The sequence below is a fragment of the Staphylococcus sp. HMSC65H10 genome (assembly GCF_001839185.1).
Classification (GTDB): Bacteria; Bacillota; Bacilli; order Staphylococcales; family Staphylococcaceae; genus Staphylococcus; species Staphylococcus simulans.
In genome coordinates, this window is record NZ_KV840334.1 from 83,009 (window position 1) to 100,255 (window position 17,247).

The window sequence follows — 17,247 nt, forward strand, 5'->3', positions numbered from 1 at the left end:
TCTTCAAATCAACTTATTGTTATCCGCTACCTCAATACAATAATGCGTTTCACCGCAATTTAGACATGTGAGTTTGCGCGTTTTGAATGTATGATTAGCGAAAATCATGTGACTTAATTTAGGTTTGAAGACTGTTTGGCAATTTGGACAAACGTAACTGACATTTTGGTAGTAATACGCTGTTAACCCTGCCGCAACAAGCACTCTGAACGGAATGGCTTTCGCCCAAATTTTCCAATCTTTTTTAGTTAGTGCACGTACTAAAGTACTGGCTTGATAGCTACCAACAGCAATACCAGTTATTAACATATTACGACGAATCTGACTCATTTGGTCCATACGTGATGATAATTGTTCAAAATGATGCGCATTATCTAGTAAACCTGTGCTGTCATCTCCTACAAGCTCATCTAACTTTTGAAGACGTTCTAATTTTTGTTTCGTTTGAGTTAAAGCTTTTTCTAATTCAACTTCTTTCTTTTTCAACAAAACTTTTAATGTCGCTGTATCTTCTGATTCATTTAATATATGATGAATCTCTTGAAGCGAAACGCCCATGCTTTTTAATAAAACAATACTTTCTAATTGTGTTTTATCTGCTTCACTATATACTCTGCGATTATGTTCAACACGACTTGGTTTCAGCAATCCTTTTTGGTCATAATATTGGACTGTTCTGACAGATACTTCACAAGCTTTGGCTAATTCACCTGTTGAATATTCCATTTAAACTTCCTCCTTGCCTCTTTAATTTCTCTACACTCTTAGCTTACGCTATAACGTTGCGTCACTAGCAAGCACTTTATTATTAAATTAGTGTAAAGTCAGACTGCCGTATGTCTTATAAACATTGTCATGACAGCGTTTTGTTCCTTTACATAATTTTAATAGTTTAACATGTCTTTTGTCTTTCAACTTTTAAAGTATAATGCTACACTTTAGACGTATACATATTAAAATAGATATAAGACATTAATTTTCTAACAAGGAAGGTACTTATTATGAAAGTATTGATTACAGGGGGCGCTGGTTTTATCGGTTCGCACATCGCAGAGAAATTTAACAACGAAGGTGGAGAAGTGTTTGTCGTAGATAACCTCTCTACAGGTAAACGAGACAATATTCCTTTTATAGATGAAGATCATTTTTATCAAAATGACGTGAAAGACTTTGAATTACTCGAAGAACTTGTGAAAGTGCATCAATTCGATTACGTCTTTCATTTAGCCGCAATGGTCAGTGTCGTAGAAACTGTGGGCAAACCAGTTGAATCTAATGGGGATAACATTGATTCAACGATTCATTTATTAGAAGCAAATCGCCAACATAACCCGAATTTGAAAAAATTCTTATTTGCTTCATCTGCCGCAATTTATGGTGATTTGCCAGATTTACCAAAATCAACAGATTCCAAAATTAATCCTTTATCACCTTATGCAGTACAAAAATTCGCAAGTGAACAGTATACAAAGATTTATCATTCACTCTATAACTTGCCGACTGTTTCTTTACGTTTCTTCAACGTTTATGGTCCAAGACAAAATCCAGAGTCAGACTACTCAGGGGTATTATCAATTTTAAATCAAAAATTCTTAAACAAAGCTGACTTTACTTTCTTTGGTGACGGCAAACAAACACGTGACTTTATTTACATCAAAGATTTACTTCAAGCAATTTGGATTGTGTTAGAAAAAGAAGAAACAAACGGAAAGATTTATAATGCGGGTACTGGAGATGAAACAGATTTACTAACTGTTTTCAAAGCCTTTTCTGACTACTTCGGTTATGAAGTTCATTATTCATTTGAAGACGAACGTGCAGGAGACATTAAATATTCTCGTTCAGATGTGACACCGTTAAAAGCATTAGGTTATCAACCTGAATATCCTGTATCTAAAGGTATTGCGGAGTATCTAGAATATAATAAAAATTAACTTTAAAATAAAAAATTCCCAAGCGGCAATCGTTCGCTTGGGAATTTTAGCATTTCAATTCATTAGGGTACTTATAAGAAATCAACTTCTATTCTGTATATTACTATGACTTTCTTATTTTAAATATGTACAAATTAAACAAAATTATTAAAGCTTATGCACATATTTGTACATCATTGTTTACCGTATTGCTTAATCAATTGATTCATTAATTCTGTCGCAGTTTCATCTTCAGTCGGTTTAAATAACTCGTCTGGTCTTAAGTTAGGATCTTTGTCATTATGGTCTTTTGGCGCAAACCCTGAAGACAATGTTACTTGTTGACTCGGTTTAAATTGGCATTCGTAAACTTTACCGTCATCTGCGAATAAGTATTTTGTAACAGGTTGATTTAAATCTGACACATTACGATAACCTTCTATATTAGATAAATCTTTCGCTTTCTCATCAAATCCTGTTACACCTTGATTAGAGTGATAAAATACCACACCTACTAAATTATGACTTTCAAAAGCTTTAGGACCTGGTTCATTTTGATTACTGACTTGCAGCTCACCTTTAGGTGTCATCGCATACCAGTCTCCTGTTGAAATTTCCCCTGCTCCAAAATAACGGTTAGAAGCTGCTAAACCTTGTTGCTTAGCACGTTTGTCTGCCCACTTCATCACTTCTTCTTTTAATTTTGCTTGATCTTGACTAGATAATTTCTCTTTGTTTATTTTAATATCTTTAGAACTTGAGGCTGGTTGATTTTGTTGTGTCTGTGCTTTAGCGTCACTTGTCTTTTTCTCTTGTTGATCGCTGCATCCTGTTAATAATAAGCTCAAGCTTGCGACTGCCGCAGTATATGTTAAAAATTTCTTCATTTTGTTGCCTCCTATGTATAAAGGTATAGGACTCGTATGATTTACGAGTCCCTACCTGAGTCAAATGACTTAATTAAAGCTATCAACAGTTATTATTTTTTGTCAGTTTTTGAAATACCGAATTGGTCGATTAACTTAACTGTTCTTTGTTCGCCTTTACTGATGTCACCGTTTAATTGATAGATTTTCACAATCAATTTGTCGCCTTTCACTTCATAAACTGAGAAGTTTTGAGCTGATGAGTCACGGTTATTTTCATGGCTATCGTTAAACGCATCTGTTTTTTGAGGTTGTTCACCTACTGCGAATAAGTTGTTGTATTCTTGACGTTGTGCTTCAGTTAACCAGCTCAATTTCGGACGAATTTTCTTGATATGTTCTAATGGTTTGCTGTAGATATCATCATAAGCTTTTGTACCACCTGTGTTTGGCAACACGTAAACTGAACCTTTTGGATTATCGTAGTATGTGACACCATCTTCACCTTTAACTTGTTTTGCATCTTCAATTTTAGCGTTTACGAAGCTATTTTTTGTTGAAGTATGTTGTAACATTTTAGTTCTAGCGAGTACGTGGTCATGCCCTTGTAATACTAAATCCACATCTAAATCATCGATTTCTTTCGTTAATTCTTCACGTAATTTCTTAATGTCTTCATCTTCTAAAGCATGATAAGACTTAGAGTACATTGGTTTATGCAAGTTTAAGATAACCCATTTTGAGCCGTTTTCACGTGCTTTTTTGATATCTTGTTTAATCCATTCCATTTGTTTTTTACCAATGGCTTTACCTTCTGGATTGTCTTCACCTTTTTTGTTGTCATTTGTATTTGCGACAACCATGTGTGCACCGTTGTAGTCAAATGAGTAGTATGAACCACCGTTGACTGCGTTATTCGCTTTAGGTACGTTCACGTGACGGTTGAAACGATCTAATAACTTTTTGTTCTTCTCATCGAATGCATATTCATCATGGTTACCTGCTGCTGCCGCAACTGGTAAAGACATGAATGACGGACGAGATTGGTCGTAAATGTCATTCCACTCATCTTCAACTTGTGAGTTCTCTACGAAGTCACCTGTATGCAATGCGAAGTTTGGATTACCTGCTGTTTTAATTGCTTCAGCGATTGTGTTTGCACCGAATTTCGCTTCGTTACGTACGTGTTCGTTCCAGTAAGCATTTTGTGTATCCGTATATTGTACGAATTTGAATGGATCACCTGCGTTACCAGATGTTCTGAATGTACCGACTTGGCTTTGTTTGCCTTTTTTACTACCAACTTGATAGTAGTATGTTGTATTTGGTTTTAAGCCTGTTGCTTGTGCTTTATAGTTATATTCTTTCACATTCATTAAAGATGCTTTACCGTGTTGATCACCGCTTGTCCATTCTGGACCGCCTGCACCTTTATCTGTGTAATAACCTTTAATTTTTGGTTTGCCATTTTCATCTTTGACTGGCTCACCATTATCATCTTTCTCCACATCAGCGAAAATGAAGTGGCCTGAATGATCTCTTTCTATGTATTGAGAGTCCACTTGTTCTGCTTTAGCTGTGAATGTTTTCGCGTCTTTCATATTCTTTGAAGTTGAGATCCAAACTTGTGGTGCTTCAGCTTTATCTGTTGTAAACCAGTTGAAGCCCATTTCTGTTTTAGTATCACCATTAAAGTTTGTCATAATACGGTTCGGACTGTTTTTCTTTTTAACAGGTGCTACTTTTGGTTTCTTATTTAATAATTTAATACCTTGTTGTTGTTGATGTGCTTGTTGCGCTTGCGGTGCTGCTTGTGGCGCTGGTTGGCCGCTGGCATCTGCTTGTGCTGCCCCTGTTGATAATAAGAGCATTAAACTTGCCATACTTCCTGCTACAATCTTAGTCATCTTGATATTCTTCAATGCGCTACCTCCAAAATAGGTTGAAATTTAAAGGAAGTCCCAAAATTAAAAGACACCGTGATATCTGTCTTCAATAGACCTTTACTTCCTCTCAACACAAATTGTAGCAAGCAATCTTTAAGCTATTATTAAGTTGGTGTTTGGTTTGTAAATTCTATTTAAACAAAAGTATAAACAATAACTAAAACAACTATACATGGGTATACTATATGTGATTTTTATAATGAAACACATTATTATACGACGTTATATATCTAATTGTAGACACCAAAAAACACAAATAAAAAAGCACCCGTTTTAAATACGAGTGCCTCTAACTATAAATTAATAGTTATGAACTTGACCGTTTTTAATTGTTGTTTTGACATGCATGTCTTGATCTAATAAGACTAAGTCTGCATCTTTGCCTTCTTTAATGCTGCCTTTATGATCGTCTATACCTAACGCAATGGCTTGATTTAGGCTTGTTACACGCCACATTTCTTCGAGTGATGCACCAGTAAATATAAGCATATTGCGTAAGCCGTCATTCATTTTTAAGATACTGCCAGCTAAAGCACCTGATTCTAATCGCGCTTCTGAGCCTTTGACAATAACGTTTTGTCCGCCTAAATCATACTCGCCATCTGACATACCTTTTGCGCGCATCGCATCTGTAATTAAGTAAAATCGTTTATTGCCTTTCATTGTATAAGCAATTTTAACTGATGCTGGATGTGAATGAATACCATCTGCGATTAGTTCTATATGGATACCGTCGTTGGTCCATGCCGCACCAAATTGTCCAGGCGCACGATGTTCAAATGGAGTTCCTGCATTATAAAGATGAGTGACATGTTTTGCGCCATGTTCTACCGCTTCATTCACTTCATCAAATGTCGCAACAGTATGACCCATAGAAAAGATAATTTGGTCGGATAATTTTTCTAGAACTTCTTTTGCACCTTCTACTTCTGGGGCAAAGGTAATCACTTTAATATTTCCGTCAGCTTTCTCTTGGAAGTGTTCAATCGCATCTACTGAAGGACGTTGTACATATTTAGGGTTTTGGGCGCCTACTTTATGTTCTGAAATAAACGGACCTTCTAAATGAACCCCTGCAATTTCAGCCGCATTTTCTTTATCTTGAACTGCTTTATATTCCACAATATTTTCTAAGGCACAATCGATGTTTTCCACTGATTGTGTCATTGTTGTCGCAAGGAAAGATGTAGTACCTTCAGAAAGTAACGATTCAGCTAAATGTTTCAATCCGTCAAACGAAGCATCCATCGCATCTTGTCCGTACCCGCCATGAATATGAATATCAATAAACCCAGGTAAAACATATTGTCCTTGTGCATCCACTACTTCTAGATCTCCTTGATAATCACCATGACCAACCTCTGAAATTTTGCCATCAGAAATTTTCACATAACCTTTATCTAAGACACCTGTTTCTGTATAAACTTTACCGTTTGTCACTACATATTCAGTCATTTTCTAACCTTCTTTATTCATAATATATACCATTGGTATTTTAACACATAACAGCGCCCCAAACTTGAAAATTAATTTCATAACAAAACATCAAAAAAGCAGAAGCCCTTTAGACTTCTGCCGTATCACTCAATGTTTTTGTTTTACACTCATGATGTTTACTGCTTTCTAAATCTTTAATTTTTAAAGTACTAATTAATGAACGATATAAAAATTGAACAACGATACAATGACTCCAATTATAGTACAAGATATTGTAATGGTAGTTATCATTTCTTTTTTCCATGAACAAAACTTGTTTTCTAATCTAGATTCAAACTTCTCATCTAATTTATTTATTGCTTGTTTAACTTCACTAAAGTTTTGATTCGTTTCATTATTCATCTCTTTTAATCGTTTGTCTACTTGTTCAAAACGCTTGTCTACCTGTTCAAAACGCTTATCTACTTGATCAATACGTTTATCTACTTGGTCAAAGCGTTGATTCACCTGTTCGAAGCGTTGATTTACTCCATTAAATCTTTCTTTTACATTTTCGGATTCTATTTTAAAATTTTCTTGTATGTTACTTAAATGTTGGGTTGTTCTTGCTTGTTCTATTTGGATATTTTTAACGTCAAGTGCTAAAATTTCAAATTTATTTTCAATAGCTGTTAATCTTTCTAATGGTGTTTTCACTGGAAAAATTTCATTACCTTTTTCCTCATTATACTTAGGAACTAAATTATTATCTGCCGTAGTCATCTTGATGTTCTCCTTTGAAGTATAGATTTATATTTTTAAGCGTCCTCGATTATTAATTACTTATTTATAACTTCACTGAATAGTTATAAAGTCATTACGCTAAGACGGCTGAACCCCAGCAAAATAAGGCATACGATGTAGATATTTTAAAGATTTTTTCATAGTTGATACCGCCCTTCCTTATATTTAAACACTGAAGCACTCACTAGTTCCCCTAGATATTTATTAATATAATTATACTACGGTTCAATTCTTAATTCCATATACAACTTGAATTTTAATTTTACTATTTAGGTAAAATAATTGTCATCTTTTTTTACGAAATTGAATCAAACTAGGTAAATAAAAACAAAAAACACAATCTCCCTAATCCGTGCGACTCATTTCACACTTTTAAAGAGATTGTATTTAAAGTCTATCTAATATGACTTCTCACAAAACTTCCTGTTGATCCATTTAACGCTTCTCCGCCTGCCATTTCAACTTTGGCGTAATTATAAGGTGATGTACCCCAGAGGTTATAGCCGTATGTGCGTAATCCATAGATACGATAATTACCATCAACCATGACTGATCCTGAAGCACCTGCACGGAATTTATCTTTGGTTTGTAGTTCTGTTCCGTTTGAAGATTTTTGTATGAATTTTAATTTACTCCAATAGGATTTTGTATTATCTCCATTTTGCCATGGATAACCTACTGAATAGAGATTGCGATTATAAGTTAAGTTGTTGATTTGTGAATTCGACGCAAGAGGTAATGCTGGTGTGTAGTTCGTCAGCTTTTCTTTGGTATAGACTAATGCGACATCGGCTTGAGGTACTTTAACTACTTTTGTTGCGTGGAAAGTATAAGTTTTTGCCTTACCATCGCGATTTAAATCAAACGTAATATATTTAGGATTAGCTGCCGCACCTTTGGCATCATCTATCACGTGTGCATTGGTAATTAATGTATAAGGTCCTATAACAGTCCCTGTCCCCATACTGTCTTTACCTCTACCTTTCCAACCATCTTTATTACTAATACGTCCTACTGCTTTATATTTTCCTTTGTATGCATTTGCGATGTGTTTAATTTGTACATCATTATTAGAAATTCGCTTTGTTTTAAGATAAGCTTTAGACGCATTATAATCCGTCATCCCATTATAATAATAGCTACCTGCTGCTAACGTTTCTGTATTTGTTAAAGTTAAACTAGCCACAACCGCAAGTGATACAACTGCACTTTTGAATATATGTTTCATGTATATCCCCTTATGTTTTTTCTCATTGTATCACACATATTAACGGCTGTATTTGCTTGTTTCAATAGTCTTACTTGTAAGCAGTAAAAACCTACAATGAAAGCGATTCGCTATTGCAATTTTAATGCAAGTGATTTATGATGTGTTTGTATATAGAAGGAAGTTATATTTCAAGAATGAAAAAGTCAGTCCAATACGTTAACGCCTCGCTACACGATTAGTTAAAGTATTGAATATGATGACTTCCTGAAATACTATGAATCAAATAATTTCAATAAGTCCACTGGAAGTGCCTGTTCCTACAGGCTGAGATCCTTATGTATGATAAGGAAATTCTTGGAACCTGATCTAGTTTATACTAGCGTAGGAAAGTGGCGTATTGTACGTTTAATGCGCTATTTTCTTATATGAAAATAGCGTTTTTTTATTTCGCTTTTCTTGCGACTTATTGATTAAAGAAGGTGAATCCATCGTGTGGGTCGCGATAACGCCATATGAACTCACAAAAACAACCATAGCTCAATATGTTGAAATAGCGCCTGTGATTGACTGTTTAATTGTACGTACTGACCAAGCAACTCAAGCTACGGATATTCAACGCTTACTAGATGCTGGATTTCCTAAAGCTAAAATCACTGCGCATTCCAATATAAAACTATTTGAAAATTTTGATTTAAAGCGTATTCATTTTAAAGAGATGGACGAGCGTGCCTTTGAATTCAAAAACAAGTATCCAGATGTATGTGTCAGCATGTCTACACATCATAAAGATGCAATTCAATCTGCTAAAAATCATCACTTAGATTTTGTGTTATTCGGTCATCTTTTCGAGACCGGTTCTAAACCAGGTTTACCGCCACGTACGCCATCTGAAATATCAGATGCCTTACAAGTAGATATGCCTACCATCGCACTTGGCGGTATTAACGAAAACACCTTATCACAAGTGCCGCATGGTTTTAGTGGTATCGCAGCCATTTCTTTCTTCTTACAACATGATATACAAACACTTCGCACCCTCAAGGAAGGTGAACATTATGTATGATTTAGCCATTATCGGAGCAGGCGTCATCGGAATGTCTATCGCAAGACATTTAAAAGACAGTGGTTTATCTATCGCATTAATCGACCGTGATATCGAAGGCAAACATGCCTCTTATAAAGCAGGCGGTATGTTAGGTGCACAAAACGAATTTAAAGAGGACAGCCCCCTCTTTCGTTTAGCACTTACATCCCGTGCTAAGTTCAACGCATTAAGTACAGACTTATTTTCAGAAACAGGTATTGATATTCAATACCAACAAAATGGCCTGATTAAGTTAGCCACTCAAACAGAAGATGTCCCATCATTGAAACAACAATATGCATTTCTTCATTCACATGATGAGGATGTTCAAGACTTATCAGATACTGATTTAGCATTACTGACCAATCATTTAGTTAAAAGTACAGAAGCCATGATGTTTGTGCCGCACGACCATCAAATCAATGCTAATCATTATACTAAGGCGCTTCATGCTTCACTCGAAAACGCACCAAATATTGATCGCTTCACACACACGAATGTAACCGCAATTCATCGTGTCGGTGAAGGTTATGATATTGAGGCAGAGCGTAACGGACGTCGCACTTTAACAAAAGCACATAAAGTAATTGAAGCCACAGGTGCTTGGGCTGGCAATGTCTCAGAACAACCAGACATTCAAGAAGCAGTCAGCGGTGTTAAAGGCGAAGTCTTGCTCGTTGAAAATGAAGACTTAGATTTAAAACAAACGTTATTTATGACTAATGGATGTTATATCGTACCTAAACCCCCGCATCGTTTCTTAATCGGCGCAACAAGCTACTTCGATGATTACTCTGTCGGTGTATCTGAACAAGGTAAAACATGGTTATTAGAAGAAGCAATTAAGCGTGTACCTGAACTTGCGGGAAGCAAAGAACTCAAATACTGGTCAGGTATTCGTCCATGGACTAAAGAAGAACAGCCGATTATGGATGAAGTACAAGAAGGATTATGGATTATAACTGGCCATTACCGTAATGGTATTTTATTATCACCTGTTATCGGTGAATTAATGGCCGAATGGGTTGCGACTGGACATCGTCCACAAGCACTCGAACCCTTTCAATTTGAATTAAGGAGGGAGAAACATGAAGTGCATCATTAATGGTGATCCGTTCACATTCGATACTGAAGTCACAATTCAAGATATTTTAGATCATTTAGAACTCGACAAAAAACGTGTCATCGCAGAACATAACCAAAACTTAATACAACGTGAAGATTTCGCAAACCAAATCGTACGCGAAGATGATCGTTTAGAACTATTAGAATTTGTTGGAGGCGGATAATATGTTAAAAATTGGACCTTATGAAATGGAATCAAGATTATTACTCGGTACAGGAAAATTTGAAAATGAAGATGTACAAACGAAAGCTATCGAAGCTTCAGGTACAAACGTACTGACATTTGCGGTACGTCGTATGAATCTATATGACAAAAACTTACCGAACCCCCTTGCGAACGTTAACTTAAAAGACTTTGTTACGTTCCCTAATACAGCTGGTGCGAAAACAGTTGAAGAAGCTGTTCGTATCGCAGAAATCGCAAAACACGCAGGTGTTTGCGACATGATTAAAGTCGAAATTATCGGTGACGATGAAACATTACTACCTGATCCGATTGCGACGTATGAAACATGTAAAATTTTATTAGAACGTGGCTACATTGTATGTCCTTATATCTCTGAAGACCCAGTATTAGCCAAACGTTTAGAAGAATTAGGTGTTCATGCGGTAATGCCTTTAGCTTCACCTATCGGTACAGGCCGCGGTATCAACAACCCATTAAACCTAAGCTATATTATTAAGAATTCAAATGTACCAATTATCGTTGATGCAGGTATTGGTTCAGCGAAAGATGCGGCACAAGCGATGGAACTTGGCGCAGATGGTATCTTATTAAACTCTGCTGTATCACGTGCTAAAGATCCAGTGAAAATGGCAGAAGCAATGAAACTTGGTGTTGAAGCAGGTCGTTTAAGTTATGAAGCTGGCCGTATCCCAATTAAATATACTGCACAAGCATCAAGCCCTACCGAAGGTTTAGGATTCTTATAATGCCTACACCGTCAGAAACACCAGATTTCAACGAACGCTATAGCCGCCAAACACGCTTTGCGCCTTTTGGCGCACAAGGTCAACACAACCTTGAACACACACATGTATTAGTCATGGGTGCGGGTGCCCTTGGCAGTCATATAGCTGAACAACTTGTGCGTATGGGTATCGGCAAATTAACCATCGTCGATATGGATATTGTTGAATTAACTAATCTTCATCGCCAAGCACTTTATGATGAAACAGATGTCACAGAAATGCGTCCGAAAGTCTATGCATTAGCAGATAAACTAAAAGTTATTAACTCTAATGTAGAAGTAGATCCTATCTATGAAGAAATCACTTCAACAAATATTGAAACGATGATTCAAGATATTAATCCAGATATTTTATTAGATGGAATGGACCATTTTGCGATTCGCTTCTTATTTAATGAAGTTTGTCATAAATTAAATTTACCTTGGATTTATGGTGCAGCTGTTGGAGGTAAGGGTTCTGTCTACGCGATTGATTATACAGGTCCTTGTTTACGTTGTTTTATGGAAGAAACACCTGAAACTGCAGAAAGTTGTGCAATTAATGGTGTGATACCACCTGTCATTATGCAGGTCGTGAGTTATCAGATTGCGGAGCTGATGCGTTATGTATCAGGCACAGGCTTCTCTGGCAAACTCATTACGGTGTCACCCTTTGAAGTCAAACAACAATCTATGGATGTCAGCCGCTTCAAAAACCCTAATTGCACAGTCTGTGCACAAAGTAATTACGAATATCTAGGGAAACGTCAATCAAACGTCATCGAAGGCAGTTGCGGAGATACATTCGTCTTCCGCTTCAAACCTGATCACTTTGACAACGCCGACTTATTCCCAGGTCAAATTCTTAAAGCGAATCCTTACGTCAAACTTTTAAATGTAGACGGTTATGAAGCCACACTCTTTAAAGATGGCCGCATGAATGTTCATCATATTGAAGATGAAGACACTGCAGAAACACTCTATCGCACTTTATTAAAAGCAGTAAAATAGCAATGAAACCACACAATAGAAGTGTACACCTAAAACGCGTGTACACTTCTTTTTTACTGAATAAGGCGTTCAGTTATTAAGAAACTTCAATTATTTAATCTCAATATTACTTCTAACTTACAAACAAGTTCTTTCATTTATTCAAAGCACTTTGCGATAATATTGTTAAATAAACAAAAATGATTTGAGTTCACTTAACTTATAGAATACAATAATACTGTATAATTATTAATTTAAGGAATGAGGATATGGAAAGAGAGAAACGTCTTGATTTAATTAAATTACTACTAAAGAATAACAAGATTTCTACAGTACGTGAGTTAGCTGAAATCATGGAAGAGCAATACAATTTAATTTTCAGTATGACCACAGTCGCAAAAGATTTACAACATTTAAGAGTGACGAAAGTTCCGAATGGCTCAGCCCCTTCTTATTATGTATTACCAGAAAAAAATGAAGCAAACAGCTTTCGTGAAGCTTTCAAGAAATATCGCGACGATAGTATTAACTCTATTATCGTTAAAGACAGCTATATCCTAATTAAAACAGAACCGGGATTTGCCCGTACCATCAATTACTGTATCGACCAAATGCAGCTGCCTCATGTTTTGGGTACAGTCAGTGGTAATGATGTTATTATGATGTTAATGAAATCAAATGAAGAAGCAGAATATGTGAAATACTTATTATTGAAGCCTTGATGAGCTAAATAAAGATAAATGAAAAGAGAGAAGCGACATGATTACTTTGATCAAAAGTAAGGATGCCGCTTCTCTCTTCTTTTACAAGGACTTACTTACAGTCCAAGTTTGATGATTCTTTAACACTAAATTTTGTTTACTTAAATCTCTGATCACATGACTGGCTTTTTCTCTTGATACACCTGCTAACTCACTTAACAGTGTCACAGTCATAATCTTATCTAGTTCGTAATAAGCACCTTGATCGTTTCCTACCGTTTCGCACATTACGCGCAATGTGTTTATCACCTTTTGTTCGGCATTACGACCAAGTAAAGCCATATTACGTTCAATGTTTTGGTTGGCTTCTGTACGTAATAAATCAAAGATTTTAATAAACGTATCTTCGTGATTTTTACATAAATATTCAATGACATTTTTAGGTACTCTGACAATCAAGCTGCTTGTGAGCGCTGTACATGATTCATGGTAATGATCAGAATGGAATAAATGATTTAAAGGAAACATATTAATCGGTCGGTTCAACATCAAATAGTCGTCACCGTTTTCGTTCAACATTTCTCTTGATACATAACCTTCTAATAATACATAGATACTATCCGCTTCTGATCCTTGATAATAAATCACTTGCCCTTTTTCATAGTTCCTGACATAAATCTCAGAAAGATGAGGAACGAGCAGCCCTGATGGTACCTCTAATATTTTCGATAATGCTTGAATCGACGCTTGATAATCTTCAGTACTATTGCTCATACACGTTCACCCCATCTCTTTCTCTCTTTTTCATGAATGTGTGTTGAAAATATAGTTTTTATTAATTGAGACAGCTGAAATATCTGCCCTTTTTTCAACATGTGCAACGTGTTTATTGTATCATATTGCGTTCGCACACACATTCTTATGTATACAGATAGAAAGGCAGCTTACAGGATGTAGCGAGGTCCTGCAGGCTGCCATTTCTTTATCTGTTGTCAGGATTTCATGCGTCAGTAATTAGAAGACACTTACTGCGCCACTGAACAATCTTATTAAACCAAGAATGGCAAAGATGACAATGAATCCCATTAAAATGTAGTCTCTTGTGATGAATTTGATACCTTTGTTGCGTTGTACAATCCAGTAAACGAACAGACCAGGTACATATAGCAACATTGTCAGTAGCAAGTAGTCCACGCCTGCTGCGTAAATGAGCCATACCGCATAGATAGAAGCGATAATACCAATTGCCATTTGTAGGTTGCTTTTACGATCATACTGCAATGTATATTTGAACTGATAGAATGCACTGAATGCATATGGAATCAATATCGCACTGGATGCGAGTGAGAATGCGAATTGATACGCACTATCTGTAAATAACATACTGATTAAGAACAGTTGTACTAAGATGTTTGTGATTAGGAGTGAGTTGACTGGTGCACCATTTTTATTTTGTTTCGCAAACCATTTCGGGAACATTTTATCTTTTGCGACAATGAATGGTAACTCACCAGCAAGCAATGTCCAACCTAACCAAGCTCCAAGTACTGAGATGATTAAACCAATGTTTGTCACAACTGAACCCCATGGGCCGACGATGTGAGCAAGTAAAGCTGCCATTGATGGACTGCTTAATTCAGAGATTTGATTTTGTTCGATAACACCTTGTGCAAGTACAGTTAATAAGAAGTAAATCACTAATACAATCAATAGACCGAGTACTGTAGCTGTACCCACGTCTTTCTTCGTTTTCGCACGGCCTGAGAATACAACCGCACCTTCAATACCAGTGAATACCCATACTGTAATCAACATTGTACCTCTCACTTGTTCCATAATGTTTGAGAAGTTGATTGGTAATGCGATGTTGCCTTTCATTCCTGCAAAACCGGCCATAAACGTGTCAAAGTTAAATGCGACGATCATACATACAATTGCTAGGAAGATAGGAATTAACTTGGCAACTGTGACAATACTGTTGATTAGGGTTGCTGTTTCTACGCCTCGCAGAATCAGGAAGTGTACACCCCAAAGTAAAATGGAGGCTACGATAATACTTGGAAGTGTGTTGCCGCCTTTAAATATCGGGAAGAAGTTGCCGACTGCTGACATCAGCAACGTGGCATATGCGACGTTTCCTAAGAATGCTGCGAACCAGTATCCCCATGCACTGGAGAAACCGACGAAGTCACCGAAACCGGCACGTGCATAACTGTAAATACCGCCGTCTAAATCAGGACGTTTATTTGTTAAGTTCTGGAATACAAATGCGAGTGATATCATACCTACAGCTGTAATGATCCATCCGATGATAATTGCTAATCCGCCGGCATTGCTGCCCATGTCAGAGATAATATTAAAGGCGCCGCCGCCGATCATTGAACCAACGACCAGACCGATTAAAGCCGTTTTACTGAGTTTACTTTGTTCTCCGCTCATCTTCAAAACTCCTTTAATGCTTGAGACTCTCTCAAAGCATGTGTTGTCAATTTATTTATTTTTTGACGCTATACTGCTTTAATTGTTTTAAAGGGCCTGCGCCTCTTGCTATTTCCAAAATCATAGGCCATGTACAAACATGTCGCCGTGAATAGGTATCAAATTAAGTCAAAGCAGTATTCAATCTAAAGCCAGGCTTTAAGTGATGACGCTAAACTGCCTCTATTGATGCAATCCTTATCACTTAAAGCACTGTATACTTTAGAATTAGATATCTTCACGGTATAACGGTTGGCTCATGCAACGTGGGCCCCCGCGTCCGCGAACTAATTCACTACCTGTTACTTCGATAACTTTAATGCCTTTGTCGCGTAATAATTGGTTAGATACATAGTTACGGTCGTAAGTAACAACGACACCTGGACGGATTGTTAATGTGTTAGATCCGTCGTTCCATTGTTCACGAGGTCCTACGATGCGGTCACCGTCACCTGTTGGAATGAAGTCGATGTGGTCTAAATTCAACGCGTCTTTTAATGTTTCTTTTAAGTTGTGTGTACGTGTGATTGTGATATCTTTGCCATCTTCAGTTGGTTCAAGTGTGAAGATATTCATGTCTTCACCTTTTTTCTCGATAGCTGAGTGGATTGTGAATTTATCATAGTCAATCATTGTGAATACTGTGTCTAAGTGCATGAATGCACGTGTATTCGCGATTTCAATCGCAACAACTTTTCTGATTTTTGAATCTGGGTTCGCAAAGATTTGACGTGCTAATTTTTCAATCGCTTGTGCTGATGTTCTTTCAGAGATACCGATTGCGATTACTTCTTCAGAAAGAACTAATTCGTCTCCACCTTCAATGTTGTAAGGTGAGTTTCTGTCTAACCATACTGGAATATCAGCATCTTTGAATCTTGGGTGATGTTTTAAGATATAAGTGATGAAAATAGACTCTCTGCGACGTGCTGGCCAGAACATACGGTTAACTGTCATACCATTACCTACTGACGCTTGTGGGTCACGTGTGAAGTAAAGGTTTGGCATTGGGTTCATGTAGAATGGATAAGAATCGTCCACATACTCTACTAAGTGTGCATGGTCTTGTCTTACTTCTTCTTTACGAACACCTGCCATTACTTTTTCGATTAAGTCTTCGTTATTTAATGTTTCAAATAATTCTTTCACTTCTTCTTCATGGCCTAATAATGTATCTTCAGATTCCGCTAATACATCTTCAATAAATTGTTCACGTACTTTTGGATCTTCAATGGCTTCTGCAGCTAACTTTTCTAAATAAAGTACTTCTACGCCTTCGTCACGTAGCACTTGTGCAAATTTGTCATGCTCTTCTTGTGCTACTTTTAAATACGGGATATCATCAAATAATAATTCTCCTAAATACTCAGGTACTAAATTTTCTAATTCTTTACCAGGTCGTTTAAGTAATACCGTTTTTAATTTACCGATCTCACTGTTTACTTTAATTGGATGTTCATTCATTTGTGAAACCTCCTTGTTTTATTTATCTATATTGTAAGCCCTTTCAAATGATACTCATGTGAATTAAATCACATTACAACTGTTGTACTTTTCACACTTATCTTTTTATTCATTACATGTTTCTGTATATTTAATACATTTATATGGGGTTTACATGTATAAACTATGAATAATAAGCGAATTTAATGTGCTTGAAATCCCAAAGAAAAAATTTTATTCATTTTTTAGAGAATATATACATTATGTTTCATAAACCGTGTCAGTGTGGCCCTTTTAACAATGCATCTCAGTCTTAGTATT

At 36.4% G+C, this 17,247-nt stretch carries 16 protein-coding genes and 1 riboswitch; of the genes, 7 read left to right on the top strand and 9 right to left on the bottom strand.

Going from position 1 to position 17,247, the window contains the following annotated elements:
* Positions 1-3: 3 nt before the first annotated feature.
* The gene (locus HMPREF3270_RS05670) at positions 4-726 is read right to left on the bottom strand and encodes a MerR family transcriptional regulator (RefSeq protein WP_070848900.1); all 723 of its coding nucleotides are present in this window, start codon (positions 724-726) and stop codon (positions 4-6) included.
* A gap of 275 nt (positions 727-1,001) precedes the next feature.
* Between HMPREF3270_RS05670 and HMPREF3270_RS05675 the strand changes: the two genes are divergently transcribed.
* Positions 1,002-1,934 (top strand): NAD-dependent epimerase/dehydratase family protein, encoded by a 933-nt coding sequence (locus HMPREF3270_RS05675; protein ID WP_060804399.1) that lies wholly within the window; start codon positions 1,002-1,004, stop codon positions 1,932-1,934.
* A 173-nt stretch (positions 1,935-2,107) separates the two neighbouring features.
* On the opposite strand, the gene HMPREF3270_RS05680 is transcribed toward HMPREF3270_RS05675, so the two are convergent.
* From HMPREF3270_RS05680 to HMPREF3270_RS05700, 5 genes are all read right to left on the bottom strand, one after another.
* On the bottom strand, positions 2,108-2,800 hold the full coding sequence (locus HMPREF3270_RS05680; protein ID WP_070848898.1) for a putative periplasmic lipoprotein: 693 nt from the start codon (positions 2,798-2,800) through the stop codon (positions 2,108-2,110).
* Between the two features lie 92 nt (positions 2,801-2,892).
* Entirely contained in the window at positions 2,893-4,686 is a 1,794-nt protein-coding gene (locus HMPREF3270_RS05685; RefSeq protein ID WP_031262657.1) for a purple acid phosphatase family protein, read from the bottom strand.
* Between the two features lie 339 nt (positions 4,687-5,025).
* Entirely contained in the window at positions 5,026-6,180 is a 1,155-nt protein-coding gene (nagA, locus tag HMPREF3270_RS05690; protein WP_070848896.1) for an N-acetylglucosamine-6-phosphate deacetylase, read from the bottom strand.
* Between the two features lie 195 nt (positions 6,181-6,375).
* Positions 6,376-6,924 carry a hypothetical protein gene (locus HMPREF3270_RS05695; protein ID WP_070848894.1) on the bottom strand — a complete coding sequence of 183 codons (549 nt, stop codon included), beginning with the start codon at positions 6,922-6,924 and terminating at the stop codon, positions 6,376-6,378.
* A gap of 415 nt (positions 6,925-7,339) precedes the next feature.
* The gene (locus HMPREF3270_RS05700; RefSeq protein WP_070848892.1) at positions 7,340-8,173 is read right to left on the bottom strand and encodes a trypsin-like serine peptidase; all 834 of its coding nucleotides are present in this window, start codon (positions 8,171-8,173) and stop codon (positions 7,340-7,342) included.
* A gap of 275 nt (positions 8,174-8,448) precedes the next feature.
* A riboswitch (TPP riboswitch) is annotated at positions 8,449-8,560 on the top strand.
* 154 nt (positions 8,561-8,714) lie between these two features.
* Between HMPREF3270_RS05700 and HMPREF3270_RS05705 the strand changes: the two genes are divergently transcribed.
* From HMPREF3270_RS05705 to HMPREF3270_RS05730, 6 genes are all read left to right on the top strand, one after another.
* On the top strand, positions 8,715-9,218 hold the full coding sequence (locus HMPREF3270_RS05705) for a thiamine phosphate synthase (protein ID WP_256324352.1): 504 nt from the start codon (positions 8,715-8,717) through the stop codon (positions 9,216-9,218).
* Positions 9,211-10,344, top strand: coding sequence for an NAD(P)/FAD-dependent oxidoreductase (locus HMPREF3270_RS05710; RefSeq protein WP_070848888.1), 1,134 nt, complete (start codon positions 9,211-9,213; stop codon positions 10,342-10,344). Before HMPREF3270_RS05705 ends, HMPREF3270_RS05710 begins: the two co-directional genes overlap by 8 nt.
* Complete coding sequence (gene thiS, locus HMPREF3270_RS05715; protein WP_002479920.1) at positions 10,328-10,528, top strand: sulfur carrier protein ThiS; 201 nt, start codon at positions 10,328-10,330, stop codon at positions 10,526-10,528. Before HMPREF3270_RS05710 ends, thiS begins: the two co-directional genes overlap by 17 nt.
* Before the next feature lies 1 nt (position 10,529).
* Positions 10,530-11,297, top strand: coding sequence for a thiazole synthase (locus HMPREF3270_RS05720; protein ID WP_002479921.1), 768 nt, complete (start codon positions 10,530-10,532; stop codon positions 11,295-11,297).
* A complete protein-coding gene (locus HMPREF3270_RS05725; protein ID WP_070848887.1) occupies positions 11,297-12,325 on the top strand; it encodes a ThiF family adenylyltransferase in 1,029 nt (342 codons plus the stop codon). The genes HMPREF3270_RS05720 and HMPREF3270_RS05725 overlap by 1 nt, the downstream gene beginning before the upstream one ends.
* A 248-nt stretch (positions 12,326-12,573) precedes the next feature.
* Positions 12,574-13,026 (top strand): arginine repressor, encoded by a 453-nt coding sequence (locus HMPREF3270_RS05730; RefSeq protein WP_002479923.1) that lies wholly within the window; start codon positions 12,574-12,576, stop codon positions 13,024-13,026.
* A gap of 81 nt (positions 13,027-13,107) precedes the next feature.
* On the opposite strand, the gene HMPREF3270_RS05735 is transcribed toward HMPREF3270_RS05730, so the two are convergent.
* The 3 genes from HMPREF3270_RS05735 to arcA form a co-directional block, all read right to left on the bottom strand.
* On the bottom strand, positions 13,108-13,779 hold the full coding sequence (locus HMPREF3270_RS05735) for a Crp/Fnr family transcriptional regulator (protein ID WP_002479924.1): 672 nt from the start codon (positions 13,777-13,779) through the stop codon (positions 13,108-13,110).
* A gap of 240 nt (positions 13,780-14,019) precedes the next feature.
* On the bottom strand, positions 14,020-15,444 hold the full coding sequence (gene arcD, locus HMPREF3270_RS05740; protein WP_002479925.1) for an arginine-ornithine antiporter: 1,425 nt from the start codon (positions 15,442-15,444) through the stop codon (positions 14,020-14,022).
* Between the two features lie 267 nt (positions 15,445-15,711).
* Complete coding sequence (gene arcA, locus HMPREF3270_RS05745; protein WP_002479926.1) at positions 15,712-16,947, bottom strand: arginine deiminase; 1,236 nt, start codon at positions 16,945-16,947, stop codon at positions 15,712-15,714.
* Positions 16,948-17,247: the final 300 nt, after the last annotated feature.

Bases quoted from the DNA above. Each gene is read 5' to 3' on its own strand.
- HMPREF3270_RS05730 (WP_002479923.1), top strand. From the start codon at position 12,574: ATGGAAAGAGAGAAACGTCTTGATTTAATTAAATTACTACTAAAGAAT.
- HMPREF3270_RS05710 (WP_070848888.1), top strand. From the start codon at position 9,211: ATGTATGATTTAGCCATTATCGGAGCAGGCGTCATCGGAATGTCTATC.
- HMPREF3270_RS05735 (WP_002479924.1), bottom strand. From the start codon at position 13,779: ATGAGCAATAGTACTGAAGATTATCAAGCGTCGATTCAAGCATTATCG.
- HMPREF3270_RS05685 (WP_031262657.1), bottom strand. From the start codon at position 4,686: ATGACTAAGATTGTAGCAGGAAGTATGGCAAGTTTAATGCTCTTATTA.
- HMPREF3270_RS05670 (WP_070848900.1), bottom strand. From the start codon at position 726: ATGGAATATTCAACAGGTGAATTAGCCAAAGCTTGTGAAGTATCTGTC.
- nagA (WP_070848896.1), bottom strand. From the start codon at position 6,180: ATGACTGAATATGTAGTGACAAACGGTAAAGTTTATACAGAAACAGGT.
- HMPREF3270_RS05675 (WP_060804399.1), top strand. From the start codon at position 1,002: ATGAAAGTATTGATTACAGGGGGCGCTGGTTTTATCGGTTCGCACATC.
- HMPREF3270_RS05700 (WP_070848892.1), bottom strand. From the start codon at position 8,173: ATGAAACATATATTCAAAAGTGCAGTTGTATCACTTGCGGTTGTGGCT.
- HMPREF3270_RS05725 (WP_070848887.1), top strand. From the start codon at position 11,297: ATGCCTACACCGTCAGAAACACCAGATTTCAACGAACGCTATAGCCGC.
- arcD (WP_002479925.1), bottom strand. From the start codon at position 15,444: ATGAGCGGAGAACAAAGTAAACTCAGTAAAACGGCTTTAATCGGTCTG.
- HMPREF3270_RS05680 (WP_070848898.1), bottom strand. From the start codon at position 2,800: ATGAAGAAATTTTTAACATATACTGCGGCAGTCGCAAGCTTGAGCTTA.
- HMPREF3270_RS05720 (WP_002479921.1), top strand. From the start codon at position 10,530: ATGTTAAAAATTGGACCTTATGAAATGGAATCAAGATTATTACTCGGT.
- thiS (WP_002479920.1), top strand. From the start codon at position 10,328: ATGAAGTGCATCATTAATGGTGATCCGTTCACATTCGATACTGAAGTC.
- HMPREF3270_RS05695 (WP_070848894.1), bottom strand. From the start codon at position 6,924: ATGACTACGGCAGATAATAATTTAGTTCCTAAGTATAATGAGGAAAAA.
- arcA (WP_002479926.1), bottom strand. From the start codon at position 16,947: ATGAATGAACATCCAATTAAAGTAAACAGTGAGATCGGTAAATTAAAA.